This is a genomic window from Bradyrhizobium sp. STM 3562 (assembly GCF_045571435.1).
In the GTDB taxonomy this organism is placed as follows: Bacteria; Pseudomonadota; Alphaproteobacteria; order Rhizobiales; family Xanthobacteraceae; genus Bradyrhizobium.
On the sequence record NZ_CP120694.1, the window covers coordinates 7336724 to 7351878 of the forward strand.

Annotated in this window: 15 protein-coding genes; 10 read left to right on the forward strand and 5 right to left on the reverse strand. The window is 63.2% G+C overall.

Going from position 1 to position 15155, the window contains the following annotated elements; all coding sequences use genetic code 11:
• Positions 1–121: 121 nt before the first annotated feature.
• Positions 122–262 carry a hypothetical protein gene (locus P6U23_RS33855; RefSeq protein ID WP_407176661.1) on the reverse strand — a complete coding sequence of 47 codons (141 nt, stop codon included), beginning with the start codon at positions 260–262 and terminating at the stop codon, positions 122–124.
• 185 nt (positions 263–447) lie between these two features.
• Here P6U23_RS33855 and P6U23_RS33860 point away from each other — a divergent pair, with 185 nt between their 5' ends.
• Together P6U23_RS33860 and P6U23_RS33865 are read left to right on the forward strand one after the other, a co-directional pair.
• Positions 448–648: a hypothetical protein gene (locus P6U23_RS33860; RefSeq protein WP_407176662.1), complete on the forward strand. Its 201-nt coding sequence runs from the start codon at positions 448–450 to the stop codon at positions 646–648.
• A 177-nt stretch (positions 649–825) separates the two neighbouring features.
• The gene (locus P6U23_RS33865; protein WP_407176663.1) at positions 826–1881 is read left to right on the forward strand and encodes a sensor histidine kinase; all 1056 of its coding nucleotides are present in this window, start codon (positions 826–828) and stop codon (positions 1879–1881) included.
• A 104-nt stretch (positions 1882–1985) separates the two neighbouring features.
• Here the strand turns inward: P6U23_RS33865 and P6U23_RS33870 are convergent, their stop codons facing one another.
• Positions 1986–2501 (reverse strand): hypothetical protein, encoded by a 516-nt coding sequence (locus P6U23_RS33870; protein WP_407176664.1) that lies wholly within the window; start codon positions 2499–2501, stop codon positions 1986–1988.
• Positions 2502–2648: 147 nt separating this feature from the next.
• Positions 2649–4196, reverse strand: coding sequence for an acetolactate synthase large subunit (locus P6U23_RS33875; RefSeq protein WP_407176665.1), 1548 nt, complete (start codon positions 4194–4196; stop codon positions 2649–2651).
• 323 nt (positions 4197–4519) lie between these two features.
• On the opposite strand from P6U23_RS33875, the gene P6U23_RS33880 reads away from it, so the two are divergent.
• From P6U23_RS33880 to P6U23_RS33890, 3 genes are all read left to right on the forward strand, one after another.
• A complete protein-coding gene (locus P6U23_RS33880; protein ID WP_407176666.1) occupies positions 4520–5086 on the forward strand; it encodes a L,D-transpeptidase in 567 nt (188 codons plus the stop codon).
• Positions 5087–5150: 64 nt separating this feature from the next.
• Entirely contained in the window at positions 5151–5957 is an 807-nt protein-coding gene (locus tag P6U23_RS33885) for a DUF2927 domain-containing protein (RefSeq protein WP_407176667.1), read from the forward strand.
• Between the two features lie 277 nt (positions 5958–6234).
• The gene (locus P6U23_RS33890; protein ID WP_407176668.1) at positions 6235–7365 is read left to right on the forward strand and encodes a patatin-like phospholipase family protein; all 1131 of its coding nucleotides are present in this window, start codon (positions 6235–6237) and stop codon (positions 7363–7365) included.
• A 53-nt stretch (positions 7366–7418) separates the two neighbouring features.
• On the opposite strand, the gene P6U23_RS33895 is transcribed toward P6U23_RS33890, so the two are convergent.
• A complete protein-coding gene (locus P6U23_RS33895; RefSeq protein ID WP_407176669.1) occupies positions 7419–8591 on the reverse strand; it encodes an isovaleryl-CoA dehydrogenase in 1173 nt (390 codons plus the stop codon).
• Positions 8592–8818: 227 nt separating this feature from the next.
• On the opposite strand from P6U23_RS33895, the gene P6U23_RS33900 reads away from it, so the two are divergent.
• The 4 genes from P6U23_RS33900 to P6U23_RS33915 all read left to right on the forward strand — a co-directional run bounded on the left by P6U23_RS33900 (position 8819) and on the right by P6U23_RS33915 (position 12749).
• A complete protein-coding gene (locus P6U23_RS33900) occupies positions 8819–10090 on the forward strand; it encodes a cytochrome P450 (protein ID WP_407176670.1) in 1272 nt (423 codons plus the stop codon).
• Between the two features lie 28 nt (positions 10091–10118).
• Positions 10119–11393 (forward strand): cytochrome P450, encoded by a 1275-nt coding sequence (locus tag P6U23_RS33905; RefSeq protein ID WP_407176671.1) that lies wholly within the window; start codon positions 10119–10121, stop codon positions 11391–11393.
• A gap of 214 nt (positions 11394–11607) precedes the next feature.
• The gene (locus P6U23_RS33910) at positions 11608–12159 is read left to right on the forward strand and encodes a phosphonopyruvate decarboxylase (protein WP_407181677.1); all 552 of its coding nucleotides are present in this window, start codon (positions 11608–11610) and stop codon (positions 12157–12159) included.
• Positions 12159–12749: a thiamine pyrophosphate-dependent enzyme gene (locus P6U23_RS33915; RefSeq protein WP_407176672.1), complete on the forward strand. Its 591-nt coding sequence runs from the start codon at positions 12159–12161 to the stop codon at positions 12747–12749. The genes P6U23_RS33910 and P6U23_RS33915 overlap by 1 nt, the downstream gene beginning before the upstream one ends.
• A gap of 200 nt (positions 12750–12949) precedes the next feature.
• Here P6U23_RS33915 and P6U23_RS33920 read toward each other — a convergent pair whose 3' ends face one another.
• On the reverse strand, positions 12950–13873 hold the full coding sequence (locus P6U23_RS33920; protein WP_407176673.1) for a LysR substrate-binding domain-containing protein: 924 nt from the start codon (positions 13871–13873) through the stop codon (positions 12950–12952).
• A 97-nt stretch (positions 13874–13970) separates the two neighbouring features.
• On the opposite strand from P6U23_RS33920, the gene P6U23_RS33925 reads away from it, so the two are divergent.
• The gene (locus P6U23_RS33925; RefSeq protein WP_407176674.1) at positions 13971–15149 is read left to right on the forward strand and encodes an acyl-CoA dehydrogenase family protein; all 1179 of its coding nucleotides are present in this window, start codon (positions 13971–13973) and stop codon (positions 15147–15149) included.
• The last annotated feature ends 6 nt before the right edge of the window (positions 15150–15155 follow it).

The following is a 15155-nucleotide window of genomic DNA, read 5'->3' on the forward strand; positions in this document are numbered from 1 at the left end:
GCCTTCGCTCGCTTCGCGAGCTATGGCTGGGCAAGCCACGCCCTGCTCTGCCTAGCGAAGTGAGCGAAGGCTGCCCCGCCGAAGCCTTTGGCGTAGGCGGGCTGGCGGTCGCGCCGCCCCCTCAGAGCGCAAACAGCCAGACCACGATGATGGTGCCTAGCGTTGCCAGACCGCTGATCGTCCAGCCGGCGGCATAGGCCATGTCATCCTCATGCGTGGTCGGCGGCGGATCGGTGCGGACCATTGCCGGTCGCCAATCCATGGCAATCCTCTCGGGGCCCTGCCCGCAAAGGTAATTCCGTCAGGGCTGGCCGGTTCCCAAGTGGCTCCAAATCAAATGCACGGCAAATCATCTCACAAATATCTGATTGCGTGATTGGAACTCTTCCGCTTCGGGTTCCATTAAGGTTCGCCGGCGCGAAACTGAAACCCACGGAGGAATTTTGTATGCGCAAACTGATCATCGTCGCGGCCGCCCTCGCTTTCGTCTCCTCGACGTCTCTCGCGCCCTCGATTGCGTTCGCCCAGGGTGCTGCGACGAGCACCGACACCACCAAGAGCGATACGACCAAGATGAGCAAGAAGAAGACGACGAAATCAAAGAAGTCGGCCAAGAAGTCCGGCGAAGATACCATGCAGAAGCAGTGACCAAGACCAGGTCTCGACGACGCGGCCGCCTCTCCAGGCGGCCTTTTCGTTTGGGCCTGTTCGTTTGGCCTTGGTCCGGACCGCCGGACCCGTAACTGTCCGCCCCGTCCAAAGTCTGGAGGAACCAGAAACAATCCCGCGGATTTCCATTCTGGTGCCGACGATTCGAGGAAGCGGATGCTGGACCTATTTGGGCGCGCGGACGACGCCGATGTTGAACGAATCCTTGCCCAGCATGCCGAGCTCGCGCAGCACGCAGCGGACGCAACCGCAGCCTCTCGCGAAAAGCAGTTTCGCGATCTGCTCGAGGCACTGCCCGCGGCCATCTACACGACCGACGCCCAGGGCCGCGTCACCTTTTTCAATCATGCCTGCATCGAATTCGCCGGCCGCACGCCGAAAATCGGCGACATGTGGTGCGTCACCTGGAAGCTCTACCATCCGGACGGGCGGCCGCTTCCCCACGAAGAATGCCCGATGGCGATTGCGCTCAAGGAGAACCGGCCCGTTCGCGACACCGAGGCGATCGCGGAGCGGCCGGACGGATCGCGCATCTGCTTCATGCCCTATCCGACGCCGCTGCGCGACCATCGGGGCAAGCTGATCGGCGCCGTGAACATGCTGGTCGACATCACAAGCCGCAAACAGGCCGAAGAGCGCATGATGCTCCTGACCCGGGAGGTCGACCATCGTTCGAACAACCTGCTCGCGGTGATCCAGGCCATGCTGCGCCTCACCAAGGCGAGTACGGCGGAGGAATTTCAACGGGCTTTCGAGGGGCGCTTGAGCGCGCTTGCCAATGTGCAGCGACTGTTTTCGGTCTCGCGCTGGACAGGCGCGAGCATCCGGACCATCGTCGAAGAAGAGCTTCGCCCCTATGCCGCCGGCGAAACCAGGCGGATCAGGATCGCCGGCGACGACATCCGGCTGCCCTCGACGCTGGCGCAGGCCATCGCGGTGACCGTGCACGAGCTTGCGACCAATGCAGCAAAATACGGCTCGCTTTCACGCCCCTCCGGCAGGATCGACGTCCGTTGGCAAACGGACAAGGCCGACAATCTGTCGCTGCTTTGGAGGGAATCGAACGGGCCAACGATCGCCCCGCCCACGCGACGGGGATTTGGCGTCGGCGCGATCGATGGTCTGGTGCGCACCTTGAGCGGCACGATCCGGCGCGAGTGGCGATCCGACGGGCTGATCTGCGAATTGTCGTTTCCGAGCACCGCGATTTAGATGATTTAGATCATGATCCGATTAGACGGAATCGGATCATGACTCATCTCTTTGTTTGAGCATGATCTTTTCGGCAAAGCATGCTCTGGCCCCGACGGGCGTGATCACGACGCGCCCAAACCTTGATCCTTCAGCCGCCCGGCCAGCCAAGCCGTCAACGCGCGGTCGATCTCGCCGCCGACATAAACCTCGCTGGCCATGACGTTTCGCCTGGCCAGGATCAGGAGCACGCCGAACCAATAAGCGAACCACAGATGTGGATCGGTCAACGCCTTCAGCTTGTGCTGGTCGTGCGCGAGCGACTGGTGGTTGGAGGCTTTGCGGACCTCTATCGCGAGCAGGTTTTCCGGAACCTCGCGCTGATGCACGACGATATCGGGGTAGATCGACTTGCCAAGCGTGTCGTCGGTGGAGATGATCGTGCCGTGTGGCAGCAACAGGGTTCGCTCACCCAGCCGGTTGTAGTCGCAATCGATTTGCCAGGTCGGGTATTGCCTCTCGAGATACACGGCGAGCCGATGCGTCAGCGCGCGCTCGCCCGCATCCTTTTCCAGCAGAAATCTCTCCTGCGCGTAAAATTCCTCGAGCGCGGCGACGAGCTTGTCCAGTTCGGGCTGCATTCAGGCTCCGACCAAATGCACCCTCGTCATTGCTGGGCGTAAAAGCTCCGAAGCAATCCGGGGTTTTCCGGTCAGACTCTGAATTGCTTCGCTTGGGCTCGCAATGACGTTCTCGTCGTTGTCGACCGCAATTCGCGGCCGGCATCGCTACATCTGCACTTCGATCAGACGCGGTCCGGGCTCGCGGACCGCTTCCTCCAACGCCTTGTTGAACTCGTCCGCCGTCGTCACCGCGCGGGCCGGAACGCCCATGCCCTTGGCGAGTGCGACGAAATCCAGCGCCGGCCTGTCGAGCTTGAGCATGTCCTGCGCCCGCTTGCCGGGCTCGCCGGCGCCGACGCCGTCGAACTCGCCGCGGAGGATCTGGTAGATCTTGTTGGCAAAGACGACGGTGACGACATCCAGTCCTTCGCGCGCCTGGGTCCACAGGGACTGGATGGTGTACATGGCGCTGCCGTCGCCGACCATGCAGATCACCTTGCGGTCCGGGCAGGCCACCGCGGCCCCCGTGGCGACCGGCGTCGAAAAGCCGATCGAGCCGCCCATGTTCTGCAGCCAGTCGTGCGGGGCGGACGCCGCGGTCGGCGGGAAGAAGCCGCGCCCGGTGGTGATGGATTCGTCGACCACGATGGCGTTTTCGGGAATCGCGCAGGCGATCGCCTGGGCGATCGAGGTCAGCGTCAACGCGCCGCTCGGCTTGATGAGGTCGGTGAGCTTCTGCGGCTTGACGTCATGGGGGCTGGCGTGAAGCGCGGCGGCAAGCGCTTCCAGTGCCGCAACCGAATTCTCGCCCCACGCCGTCATGCGATGCGCCTCGCAACCCTCGGGCTTGAGCATGCTCGGCTTGTTCGGATAGGCGAAGAAGGCGACGGGGTCGTTCGCCTCGACCAGCACGATGTGCTTGAAATCCTTTAAGATCGGCAGCGCGCTCTCGATCACATAAGGGATGCGGTCGATCGAGAAGCGGCCTCGGCCGCGCGCCATGCGCGGGTGATAGGTCTGGCCCATCACCTTGCAGCCGGTCTTGCCCGAGATCTGCTGGGCGAGCGCGAGGCCATGCTCGGTGAGCGCGCTGCCGGTCATGAGCAGAAGCGTGTGGGCGCCGTCCCCGTGCAGGATCCTGGCCGCCTGCTCCACCGCCTGCGGCGAATAGCTGACGCGCTGATTGCTCTCGGGCACCTGCGCGATACCCTCGGCCTCGTTCCAGGCGGTGTCGGCGGGCAGGATCAGGGTCGCGATCTGCGGCGGCGAGCTCTTGGCGGCGGCAATCGCCGCGGCGCCGTCGGCCGCCACCGATTTCGCGTCCGGCGAGGTGCGCACCCAGGCCGACATCGGCCGCGCCAGCCCCTCGATGTCGGAGGTCAGCGGCGCGTTGTAGCCGATGTGATAGGTCGCATGCTGGCCGACGATGTTGACGATGCCGGAATGGGCCTTCTTGGCGTTGTGCAGATTGGCAAGGCCGTTGGCGAGGCCGGGCCCGAGATGGAGCAGCGTCGAGGCCGGCTTGCCCTTCATCCGGAAATAGCCGTCGGCCGCGCCGGTCACCACGCCCTCGAACAGGCCGAGCACGCAGCGCATGCCCTCGACCCGGTCGAGCGCGGCGACGAAGTGCATTTCGGAGGTGCCCGGGTTGGTGAAACAGACGTCGACCCCGCCTGCCACCAGGGTTCTGACCAGACTTTCCGCACCGTTCATTCGTTCCACTCCCGTTCGCGAGGCGCTTGCCGACTTCGCCGACGATCAACCACTGTTCGCAGCTTTCGTCAAAGGGGGCGCGGGCATTGCAGCCCAACGGCGGCGAACTGCTTCTCATTTTAGCTAACGCAATCTGGGAGAAACTGGTCAGGCGGAGAAGAGCTCACCGCGCCGTGCAAGCGCGGGATGCGCGTGCACGCCGACGCGTTGTCGGCGCGAATTAACGGCAATCTGCGAAATTTTCGTTCTCACGCGGCCGTGGCTTGCGGACGGCGCGCGATTATGGCCTTTTTTTCCGCACCGGAGTTTTCAAGGGGCGAGTGATGCGGATTCATGTCGGAATCGTTGCGGCGCTGCTCTTGGCGGCGACCAGTCATGCTCAGGCTCAGTGGGTCGACTCACGCGATATCATGGGCGGCGGCCCGAATTTCTTCGGCGGAGGCGCGAGCGCAATCCCGCGCGAGACCGTGTACTACCCGACGCACTACGCGCCGGGCACGATTATCATCAACACCCCCGAACGGCGGCTTTACCTGATACTGGGCGACGGCCAGGCGCTGCGCTACGGCATCGGTGTCGGCCGCGACGGTTTCCGTTGGGGCGGGGTGCATCGCATCTCCGCGAAAAAGGAGTGGCCGAGCTGGACGCCGCCGCGGCAGATGCTGGCGCGCCGGCCCGACCTGCCGCGTCACATGGTCGGCGGCATCGAGAACCCGCTCGGCGCACGCGCGCTCTATCTCGGCTCGACGCTCTACCGCATTCATGGCTCCAACGAGCCGGAAACCATCGGCCAGGCGGTCTCCTCCGGCTGCTTCCGAATGACCAATGAGGACGTGGTTGATCTCTATAGCCGCGTCTCCGTCGGCGCCACGGTCATCGTCAAGAACTGACCGCGCTGCGATGCGCGAGGCCTGCCTTGCGTGCAGACCTCGCTTGCGGCAGCGTGGCCGGGCTATGAGCGTTTCCTCCCCCAGCCTGCGCCGCCTCGCCACCGCCCTGACCGCGATCGCTTTCGTCGCCGCAGCGGATTTGCCGGCGCGTTCAGCCGAGAACGCCACCGTCGCCGCGAAAAAGCGTGCTGAGCGAACGAGCTTCAGCGATGTTGAGATCGTCGAGGGATTTTTCAGGACGGCCTTCGGCGCCGAATTCCACATCGCCGGCCGCGTCGATCGCATCCGCAGATATGCCGGGCCCGTGCGGGTGTTCGCGGAAGGCGCCAGCACCGAGCGCAAGGCGGAGCTGGCCAGAGTCGTCGCCGACATCGCCGCCCACGTTCAACATCTCGATATCGCGATGGCCGCGAGCCGCGCGAGCGCGACGGTCGAGGTGCGCCTGGTGCGTGACCGCGACCTTTATCGCACCCTCGCAAGCCTCTACGGCAATGAGCGGGCGCACGAGATCAAGACCTCGCTCGATCCGCAATGCCTCTCCGGATTCCGCAAGAATGAGAACTACGAAATCGAGCATTCGGACGTGATCCTGACCGTCGACAACGGCGACTTCGTCTTTCTCGACTGCGCCTATGAGGAGCTGTTGCAGGCGCTGGGACCGATCAACGACACCGGCTCGGTGCCCTGGACCATGTTCAACGACAAGGTGTCGATGGGCTTCTTCGACGTCTACGACCAGTACATCCTCAATCTGCTTTACGATCCGCGCATCAAGCCCGGCATGACGATCGCAGAGGTCAAGGCGGTGCTGCCGGACGCGCTCACGGACGTGCGCGCCTTTGTGAGCAGGGTTAACAACCGGCCTGAATGATACTGACCGGAAATTGCCTGCAGATCGGGTTGAGCGCAGGGCGGCAAACGCCTCCGCAATAAAACGTCCTCGCCGCCAACGACAATGTGGCCGAGATAAGGCGCGCAGCCCTCTTGCCTTCTTAATCAAAACGAAACAGTATAGTTCTATTAGTCCCGCATCTGCCGGACTCGAATCTGCCCCGGCCCCCGTCAGAGCTGATTCGAGTCCGGAATCTTTTCGGCAGCGCCGGTCCCGATGGGTCGTGGCGCCTGCCCCGCAGAGATACGCAACGACAATGAGTTTTCGCCTGGTTCGGCCGGCTGCGTTGGCCTCTGTCCTTGCACTCACCCTGACGGGCTGCGCATCACTGCCCAGGACTCCCTACACAGCCTCCGAGGCGGCCGTCTCCCATGTGCTCGATGTCGACGGCCTGCGCCGCTACACCGATGAACCGGTCTCAAAGTTCATCCCGGACAAAGAGAATCCCGCCGTCACCGAAACCTATCTGGCACTCTCCGGCGGTGGCGCCGACGGCGCCTACGGCGCAGGTGTCCTCGCCGGCTGGACGGCCGCCGGCACCCGCCCGACCTTTACCATCGTCTCCGGTGTCAGCACGGGCGCCCTGATCGCACCCTTCGCCTTCCTCGGCCCGCAATATGATGACACCCTGCGCGAGGTCTACACCAGCGGCATCGCCGAAACCCTTCTCGAAAGCCCCAAGATCTTCCAGGCCCTGTTCGGATCGGGCCTGTTCGGCAATGCGCGCTTGCGCGAGCTGATTGCCCGTTATGTCGGGCCGGACATGCTCGCCGCCGTCGCGCGCGAATACGCGAGGGGCAGACGGTTGCTCGTCGTGACCACAGATCTCGATACGCAGCGAACCGCGATCTGGGACATGGGGAAAATCGCCGAGATCGGCTCGCCCGAGGCGCTGAACCTGTTTCGGGACGTGATGGCGGCATCCGCGAGCATCCCGCTGATGTTTCCGCCGATTCTCATCGAGGCCGAGGCGCAAGGCAGGCGCTTTCAGGAGATGCATGTCGACGGCGGCGTCACGGCCCCGGTCCTGACGCTGCCTGACGCGCTGCTGTTTCAGGGCCACGCCTTGCCCAGAAGCCGTCGTCTCAAAATCTACATCCTCGTGAACAACAAGATCGAGCGCGATTTTGCCGTTGTCCCTGACGGCACGCTCGATGTCGCCTCGCGCAGCATCGGCCTGATCACCAAGTCACAAACGCGCTCGATCGTCTTTTCGACTTACGAATTCGCCCGGCGCAATCGCGTCGGCTTCAATCTGTCTTATATTGAGCGCGACTACCCGACGTCCAATTCGTCGGGATTTGATACGGCCTATATGCGCGCGCTTTATCAGTATGGTTATGAAAAGGCTGCAACCGGGCACGCCTGGACCGCGACGCCGCCGTAGGGCAGTCGCCGGTCTGAGCGAACCGAGGGGCGCGCGCCCAACCTCCGGCACGCTCACGCCGTCTTTTCGAACAGTTCGCGCCCGATCAGCATGCGCCTGATTTCGCTGGTGCCGGCGCCGATCTCGTAGAGCTTGGCGTCGCGCAGCAGCCGTCCCGTGGGATAATCGTTGATGTAGCCGTTGCCGCCGAGCAACTGAATCGCATCGAGCGCGCATTGAGTGGCCTTTTCCGCGGCATAGAGAATGGCGCCGGCGGCGTCCTCGCGCGTGGTCTCGCCGCGGTCGCAGGCCTTTGCCACCGCATAGACATAGGCGCGCGAAGCATTCATCGTGGTGTACATATCGGCAAGCTTGCCTTGCACGAGCTGGAAGGCGCCGATCGGCTGGCCGAACTGCTTGCGCTCGTGCACGTAAGGCAGCACCACGTCCATGCAGGCCTGCATGATGCCGATCGGCCCGGCGGCGAGCACCGCGCGTTCATAGTCGAGGCCCGACATAAGCACATTGACGCCGCGACCGACCTCGCCGAGCACGTTCTCCTCCGGCACCTCGCAATCGTCGAACACCAATTCGCCGGTGTCGGAGCCGCGCATGCCGAGCTTGTCGAGCTTCTGCGCGGTGGAAAATCCCTTCATGCCCTTCTCGATAATGAAGGCGGTGATGCCGCGCGGCCCGGCATTGGGATCGGTTTTGGCATAGACAACCAGCGTCTCCGCGATCGGACCGTTGGTGATCCACATCTTGGAGCCGTTCAGCACGTAGCGGTCGCCCTTCTTCTCGGCGCGCGTGGCCATCGACACCACGTCCGAGCCGGCATTCGGCTCCGACATCGCGAGCGATCCGACATGCTCGCCGGAAATCAGCTTCGGCAGATATTTGCGCTTCTGCGCCTCGCTGCCGTTGCGGCGGATCTGGTTGACGCAGAGGTTGGAATGCGCGCCGTAGGAAAGTCCCACCGCGGCGGACGCGCGCGAAATCTCCTCCAGCGCGACGCAGTGCTCGAGATAGCCGAGCCCTGACCCGCCATATTCCTCTTCAACCGTGATGCCGTGCAGGCCGAGCGCCCCCAATTTCGGCCAGAGATCGCGGGGAAACTCGTTGGTCCTGTCGATCTCGGCCGCGCGCGGGGCGATCTCGTTGCTCGCGAAATCGTGCACGGTCTCGCGGATGGCGTCCGCGGTTTCGCCGAGATCGAAGTTGAAGGTCCGATAGGCGTTGGGGATCATGGTCGGCCTGCCTCCCAGCAAAATTCGTCAAGCGTTGCCACAGGCTTATTCCCTCCATCGGCGCTTGTCACGGGTGGAAATTCCGTGGCCTGGGAGCACCGATAAGCAGCGCCTAAACACAACCCGAATGCGGCCAAATGCAGCTTGCCCCAAGGCCCGCAACGGGCTGTAATTCGCTCAAAATACCGCCCCTTGAATCGGCGGTCGACAAAGTGAGGGAGGCGGCCATGCAGGGGATGATCGATCTCGCGCATAAGACGCGGCTGGAGGCGGCGCGCGAGCGCGCGCTTTCGCTGCCGCTGGACAAATTCGATCCCGGCGACCCCGAACTGTTCCGGACCGACACCCACTGGCCCTATTTCGACCGGCTGCGCCGCGAAGATCCGGTGCATTACTGCAACGACAGCATGTTCGGCCCGTACTGGTCGGTGACCAGGTACAACGACATCATGGACATCGAGACCAATCACGCGGTGTTCTCCTCCGCATCTGCGCTCGGCGGCATCACCATCCGCGACGTCGCGCCCGATCTGCGCCGCGAAAGCTTTATCGCGATGGACCCGCCCCGCCACAGCGCGCAGCGCAAGACCGTGGCGCCGATGTTCACGCCGACCCATCTGGACGAGCTTGCCATCAATATCCGCAAGCGCTCCGCCGAATGCCTGGACAATCTGCCGGTCGGCGAGGCGTTCGACTGGGTCGACCGGGTCTCGATCGAACTGACCACGCAGATGCTGGCGGTGCTGTTCGATTTCCCGTGGGCCGACCGCCGCAAATTGACGCGCTGGTCCGACATCGCGACCACCATTCCCGGGCCGGGCGGACTGGTCGAGACCGAGGACGCCCGCCAGGCCGAGCTGATGGAATGCGCAAACTATTTTTCGGAGCTGTGGAAGGAGCGCATCAAGCAGCCGCCGAGGAGCGACCTGCTATCGATGATGGCCCACAGCGAGGCTACGCGCGACATGGATCCGAAAAATTTCCTCGGCAACCTCGTGCTCTTGATCGTGGGCGGCAACGACACCACGCGCAACACCATGTCGGGCTCGATCTATGCGCTGAACCAGTATCCGCAGCAGTATCGCAAGCTGCGCGACAACCCGGCGCTGATCGACAGTTTCGTCTCCGAGGTGATCCGCTGGCAGACGCCGCTCGCTCATATGCGGCGAACAGCGCTCGAGAACATCGAATTCCACGGCAGGAAGATCAAAAAGGGTGACAAGGTCGTGATGTGGTACGTATCAGGCAATCGCGACGACGGTGCGATCGACCGCCCGTACGACTTCATCATCGACCGCGCGCGGCCACGGCAGCATCTGTCGTTCGGATTCGGTATTCATCGCTGCGTCGGCTTGAGGCTTGCCGAATTGCAGCTCAAGATTATCTGGGAGGAAATTCTCAAGCGCTTCGAGAATATCGAAGTGGTGGACGAACCCAAGCGGGTCTATTCGAGTTTTGTGAAGGGCTATGAGACCCTTCCGGTCCGCATCGCGGCGTGATCGGACTGACGAACAACGGGAGTTGAAGATGAACGTGCAGGCTCCCATCAACGTCGACAAGGCCGAGCGCCTTCGCCTGGCGCGCGAAGAGGCTTATTCGACGCCCTTGAAAGACTTTCATCCCGGCGCGCCGCGTCTGTTCCAGAACGACACGCTGTGGCCGTGGTTCGAGCGCCTGCGCAAGGAAGAGCCGGTGCATTACTGCACCAATGCCCCGATCGAGCCCTATTGGTCGGTAGTCAAATATCACGACATCATGCATGTCGATACCAATCACGGCATCTTCTCCTCCGATGCCAGGCTGGGCGGCATTTCGATCAAGGACGCTCCGCCCGGCTATGACTGGCCGAGCTTCATCGCGATGGACCAGCCGAAGCATGCCGAACAGCGCAAGACCGTGTCGCCGATGTTCACGCCTGGGCATCTCGACGAGCTTGCGGGTCTGATCCGGCAGCGCTCGGCCAAGGTGCTGGATAGCCTGCCGCGCAACGAGACCTTCAACTGGGTCGAAAAGGTCTCGATCGAGCTGACCACCCAGATGCTGGCCACGCTGTTCGATTTCCCGTTCGAGGAGCGCCGCAAGCTGACGCGCTGGTCGGACGTCTCCACTGCGCTGCCCAAGAGCGGCATCGTCGAAACGCCCGAGCAGCGGCGCAAGGAGATGGACGAGTGCCGCGCGTACTTCGCGAAGCTCTGGAATGAACGCGTGAACAGTGAGCCACGCAACGACCTGCTCTCGATGATGGCGCACAGCGATGCAACGCGGTACATGGATCCCGACAATCTGATGGGCAACATCATCCTGCTCATCGTCGGGGGCAACGACACCACACGTAACACCATGAGCGCTTCGGTGCTGGCGCTGAACGAGAACCCCGGCGAATACGAGAAGCTGCGCGCGAATCCTGAGCTGATCGACTCCATGGTGCCGGAGGTGATCCGGTGGCAAACGCCGCTCGCGCATATGCGCCGCACCGCGCTCGAAGATACCGAGCTTGGCGGCAAGACGATCAAGAAAGGCGATCGCGTCGTGATGTGGTACGTCTCGGGCAACCGCGACGACGAGGTGATCGACCGGCCCAATGAGTTCATCATCGACCGCCCGCGCCCGCGCACGCACCTGTCGTTCGGCTTCGGCATTCATCGCTGCGTCGGCATGCGGCTCGCCGAGCTGCAACTCCGCATCGTCTGGGAAGAGATCCTCAAGCGCTTCGAACGCATCGAGGTCGTCGGCGAGCCCAAGCGCGTCTACTCCAGCTTCGTGCGCGGGATCGAATGGCTACCGGTGCGCATCCCGGGCTGAGCGAACGGCAAGGCAGCCGCAAACTCCGTTCACCTCTCCCCGCTGGGGCGAGGTGGACCGAATTCGCAGATGGACTGACTCGTCAACAAACCATGTCCTTCAGCCTATAGAATTCCGGCATGGCTGGGTGAACCAGATGCGAAGGGAAGCGGGCTGGCTTTTCCTCTAAAGGCCTCGAGGCGCGCGCCAGGCGCGAACGAACCCCGGGGAGATGATGGTCGATCTTGCGACAACGGACAATGTAACAAGCCGCGACTGGCCGCTGGATATCTACAAGGCGCTGAAGGCGGCCGGTGTGTCGCAGGTCTGCTACGTCCCCGATGCCGGGCATTCACGGCTGATCCACTTGTCGCATGGCGATAGCGCCATCAAGACCACGGTGCTGACCACCGAGGAAGAAGGCGTGGCGCTCTGTGCCGGCGCCTGGCTCGGAGGGAATCGCGCCGTGCTGTTGATGCAGTCGAGCGGGGTGGGCAATTGCGTCAACATGCTCTCCCTGCCCGCGAGCTGCCGCCTGCCGTTTCTCACCTTCGTTACCATGCGCGGCGAATGGGCCGAGTTCAACCCCTGGCAGGTCCCCATGGGAAAAGCGACGCCAGAGGCGCTGGAGATCATGGGCGTGACCGTGTTGCGGCTGGAGCGGCCCGAAGATGCCGAGGAGGTGACCTCCGCCGCTGCCTCCCTTGCCTTTGACAGCGATCAGCAGATCGCCGTGTTGATCTCGCAGCGCATGATCGGCCGCAAGAAGTGGACGGAGACGAAGTAATGACGACCAATTCCCACCTCCTGGATCGCCGCGAGGCGGTGAAGGCGCTGCTCGAGGAGCGCGGCGATCTCCTGGTCGTCACCGGCCTCGGCTCCTCGTCTTACGACGTGTTCGATGCCGGCGAGAGCCCCGCCAATTTCTATCTGTGGGGCGCGATGGGCGGAGCCGCGATGATCGGGCTCGGGCTTGCGCTGGCGCAGCCCAGGCGGCCCGTTGCCGTGATCACCGGCGACGGTGAGCAGTTGATAGGGATCGGCAGCCTTTTGACGATCGCGGCGAAGAAGCCCGGCAATCTCGCAATCATCGTGCTCGATAATGGCCATTTCGGCGAAACCGGCATGCAGATGAGCCATTCCGGCCTCGGTTCCCGGCTCGAGGTGATCGCCGGCGGCGCCGGCTTTCACTCGGTCAGCGACATTGCCGATTTCGAAGGCATCGCCGCATTGCGTCGCAAGCTGCAGAACTTCGACGGTCCGCACTTCGCGCGCATCCGCATCAGTACGGCGCATGTCGCGCGTGCATTGCCGCCGCGAGATGGCGTGTTCCTGAAGAACCGCTTTCGCGGGCATTTGGGGCTGCCGGTGAATTAGGAACGCAATCATGTTTCAAAGCGCTCCAAAGTACCCCGTCTCGAAGGGCCCGGCTGCTGCAGCGGGGCCGTTCATGCTTCGAGGCTCGCGGAGCCCGTCGTCGGGCCGCGTCTTGCGGACTCGGTGGCTCGCACCTCCGGCGACAAACGGCGAAGCCGTTTGCGCTGGGGATGACGGGGTGAGATGGGCGCTCACTTTAGTCAGGCCAGCTTGATGTCCCACAAGCCTTCATCGCGGCACGCCTCCGTTTCACTGCGCAACAGCGCGGTGACGGCAGCGATCGCGGCGGAGCCGGGATGGTCGATTGGGGATGCGATGATCAATTCGCGCATCGGACCGAGCTTGGCAATCGCCGCGGTTTCGAGCTTGCCGCCCGCAACCTCATCCCGCACAGACGATGGCGGCAGCAGCGCAAGACCGAGTCCCTCCTCGACCAGGCTGGTGAGCACGCGAAAGGAATCCGCCTCCACCTGGATGTCGAGCTTCAGCTTCTTCTTTGCAGCGGCATGCTCGATCAGGGTGCGGAGCCCGTGCGAATGACTGGGCAGCACGAGCTTCTGGCGCAGCAGCCAATCCATGTCGACCTGCTTCTTGCGCGACAACCCGGAGCCGCGCGGCCCCACTGCCACCACCGCGTCGCGCCCGAGATTTTGCACCGAGAGGTGCAGGTCGGCCGAGGGACCGTAGATCACGGCAAGGTCCATCTCGCCGCGATGCAGCCACTCGATGAGATGACCGCTGTAGCTCTCCACGATGCAGAGGGAAATGCCGGGGTAGCGTTCCACCGTGCGGCGCGCGAGCCGCGCCGACAGCACGCAGCTCACGGTTGGAACAAGCCCCAGCACGACCCGGCCCGACGGCGCGCCGGCCTGCGACTGGATGTCATCGCGGATCTGGTCGATCTGCCTCACAATCCCCGCGGTGCGCGCCAGCAGCAGGCGGCCGGCTTCGGTCAGCACCATGCCCCGGCCATTTCGGGTGAACAGCTCTGCGCGCAGCTCATGCTCCAGAAGCTTGATCTGGCGGCTGAGCGCCGGCTGCGCTATCCGCAGCGTGTCGGACGCCTTGGACAGGCTGCCGAGCTCGGCCACGCAACTGAAGGTCTTGAGCTGGCGGAAATCCATACTTGCCAATCTTGGAATGCTACTTCATAGGCTATAGCAATTCAGCATAGGGAGCTCGCGGCGGTTTCACAACCAAAAGCCCGCCGCCATCAATCGAATGACGCAAGAACAAGCCCACGAACAACAAGACGAATATGCTGACATCCGCGAGCAGGTGGCGAAACTCTGCGCGCAGTTTCCCGGCGAATATTGGCGCAAGCTCGATCGCGAGATGGCCTACCCTTCCGCCTTCGTCGATGCACTGACGCAGGCGGGCTATCTCTCGGTGCTGATCCCGGAAGAATATGGCGGAGCGGGTTTGAAATTGTCGGCGGCGGCGGCAATCTTGGAGGAGATCCAGCGCGCGGGCTGCAACGGCGGCGGCTGCCACGCCCAGATGTACACCATGGGCACTTTGCTGCGGCACGGCAGCGCCGAGCAGAAGGCAAAATGGCTGCCGAAGATCGCCAGCGGCGAATTGCGCCTGCAGGCGTTCGGCGTCACCGAACCGACCAGCGGCACCGACACTTCGTCGCTGAAGACCTTCGCACGGCGCGAGGGTAACGACAGCTACATCGTCAACGGCCAGAAGATCTGGACCAGCCGCGCCGAACATTCCGACCTGATGATCCTGTTGGCGCGAACCACGCCGAAGGACCAGGTGAAGAAGCGCACCGACGGACTGTCGGTGTTCATCGTCGACATGCGGGAAGCCAAGAAGGCGGGGCTCACCATCCGCCCGATCCGCACCATGATGAACCACTCCACGACGGAAGTGTTCTTCACCGACATGAAAGTGCCGGCGGAGAATCTGATCGGCGAGGAAGGCAAGGGCTTTCGCTACATCCTCTCCGGCATGAATGCCGAGCGCATCCTGATTGCTTCAGAATGCATCGGCGACGCCAAATGGTTCATCGCGAAGGCGACCAACTATGCCAAGGAGCGGGCCGTGTTCGGCCGGCCCATCGGCCAGAATCAAGGCATCCAGTTTCCGATCGCGAAGGCCTATGCGTCGATGCGCGCGGCGGAGCTGATGGTCAAGGAAGCCACGCGCAAATATGAGGCCGGGCTCGATTGCGGCGCCGAGGCCAACATGGCCAAGATGTTGGCGGCCGATGCCTCCTGGGAAGCGGCGAATGCGGCCATCCAGACCCATGGCGGCTTCGGCTTTGCGGAGGAATATGACGTGGAGCGCAAATTCCGCGAGACGCGGCTCTACCAGGTGGCGCCGATCTCGACCAATCTCATTCTCTCCTACATTGCCGAGCATGTGCTCGGCATGCCCCGCTCTTACTGAGGCCTA

Bases quoted from the DNA above. Each gene is read 5' to 3' on its own strand.
- P6U23_RS33855 (WP_407176661.1), bottom strand. From the start codon at position 262: ATGGATTGGCGACCGGCAATGGTCCGCACCGATCCGCCGCCGACCACG.
- P6U23_RS33925 (WP_407176674.1), top strand. From the start codon at position 13,971: ATGACGCAAGAACAAGCCCACGAACAACAAGACGAATATGCTGACATC.
- P6U23_RS33870 (WP_407176664.1), bottom strand. From the start codon at position 2,501: ATGCAGCCCGAACTGGACAAGCTCGTCGCCGCGCTCGAGGAATTTTAC.
- P6U23_RS33885 (WP_407176667.1), top strand. From the start codon at position 5,151: ATGAGCGTTTCCTCCCCCAGCCTGCGCCGCCTCGCCACCGCCCTGACC.
- P6U23_RS33860 (WP_407176662.1), top strand. From the start codon at position 448: ATGCGCAAACTGATCATCGTCGCGGCCGCCCTCGCTTTCGTCTCCTCG.
- P6U23_RS33895 (WP_407176669.1), bottom strand. From the start codon at position 8,591: ATGATCCCCAACGCCTATCGGACCTTCAACTTCGATCTCGGCGAAACC.
- P6U23_RS33865 (WP_407176663.1), top strand. From the start codon at position 826: ATGCTGGACCTATTTGGGCGCGCGGACGACGCCGATGTTGAACGAATC.
- P6U23_RS33900 (WP_407176670.1), top strand. From the start codon at position 8,819: ATGCAGGGGATGATCGATCTCGCGCATAAGACGCGGCTGGAGGCGGCG.
- P6U23_RS33880 (WP_407176666.1), top strand. From the start codon at position 4,520: ATGCGGATTCATGTCGGAATCGTTGCGGCGCTGCTCTTGGCGGCGACC.
- P6U23_RS33915 (WP_407176672.1), top strand. From the start codon at position 12,159: ATGACGACCAATTCCCACCTCCTGGATCGCCGCGAGGCGGTGAAGGCG.
- P6U23_RS33890 (WP_407176668.1), top strand. From the start codon at position 6,235: ATGAGTTTTCGCCTGGTTCGGCCGGCTGCGTTGGCCTCTGTCCTTGCA.
- P6U23_RS33910 (WP_407181677.1), top strand. From the start codon at position 11,608: ATGGTCGATCTTGCGACAACGGACAATGTAACAAGCCGCGACTGGCCG.
- P6U23_RS33920 (WP_407176673.1), bottom strand. From the start codon at position 13,873: ATGGATTTCCGCCAGCTCAAGACCTTCAGTTGCGTGGCCGAGCTCGGC.
- P6U23_RS33875 (WP_407176665.1), bottom strand. From the start codon at position 4,196: ATGAACGGTGCGGAAAGTCTGGTCAGAACCCTGGTGGCAGGCGGGGTC.
- P6U23_RS33905 (WP_407176671.1), top strand. From the start codon at position 10,119: ATGAACGTGCAGGCTCCCATCAACGTCGACAAGGCCGAGCGCCTTCGC.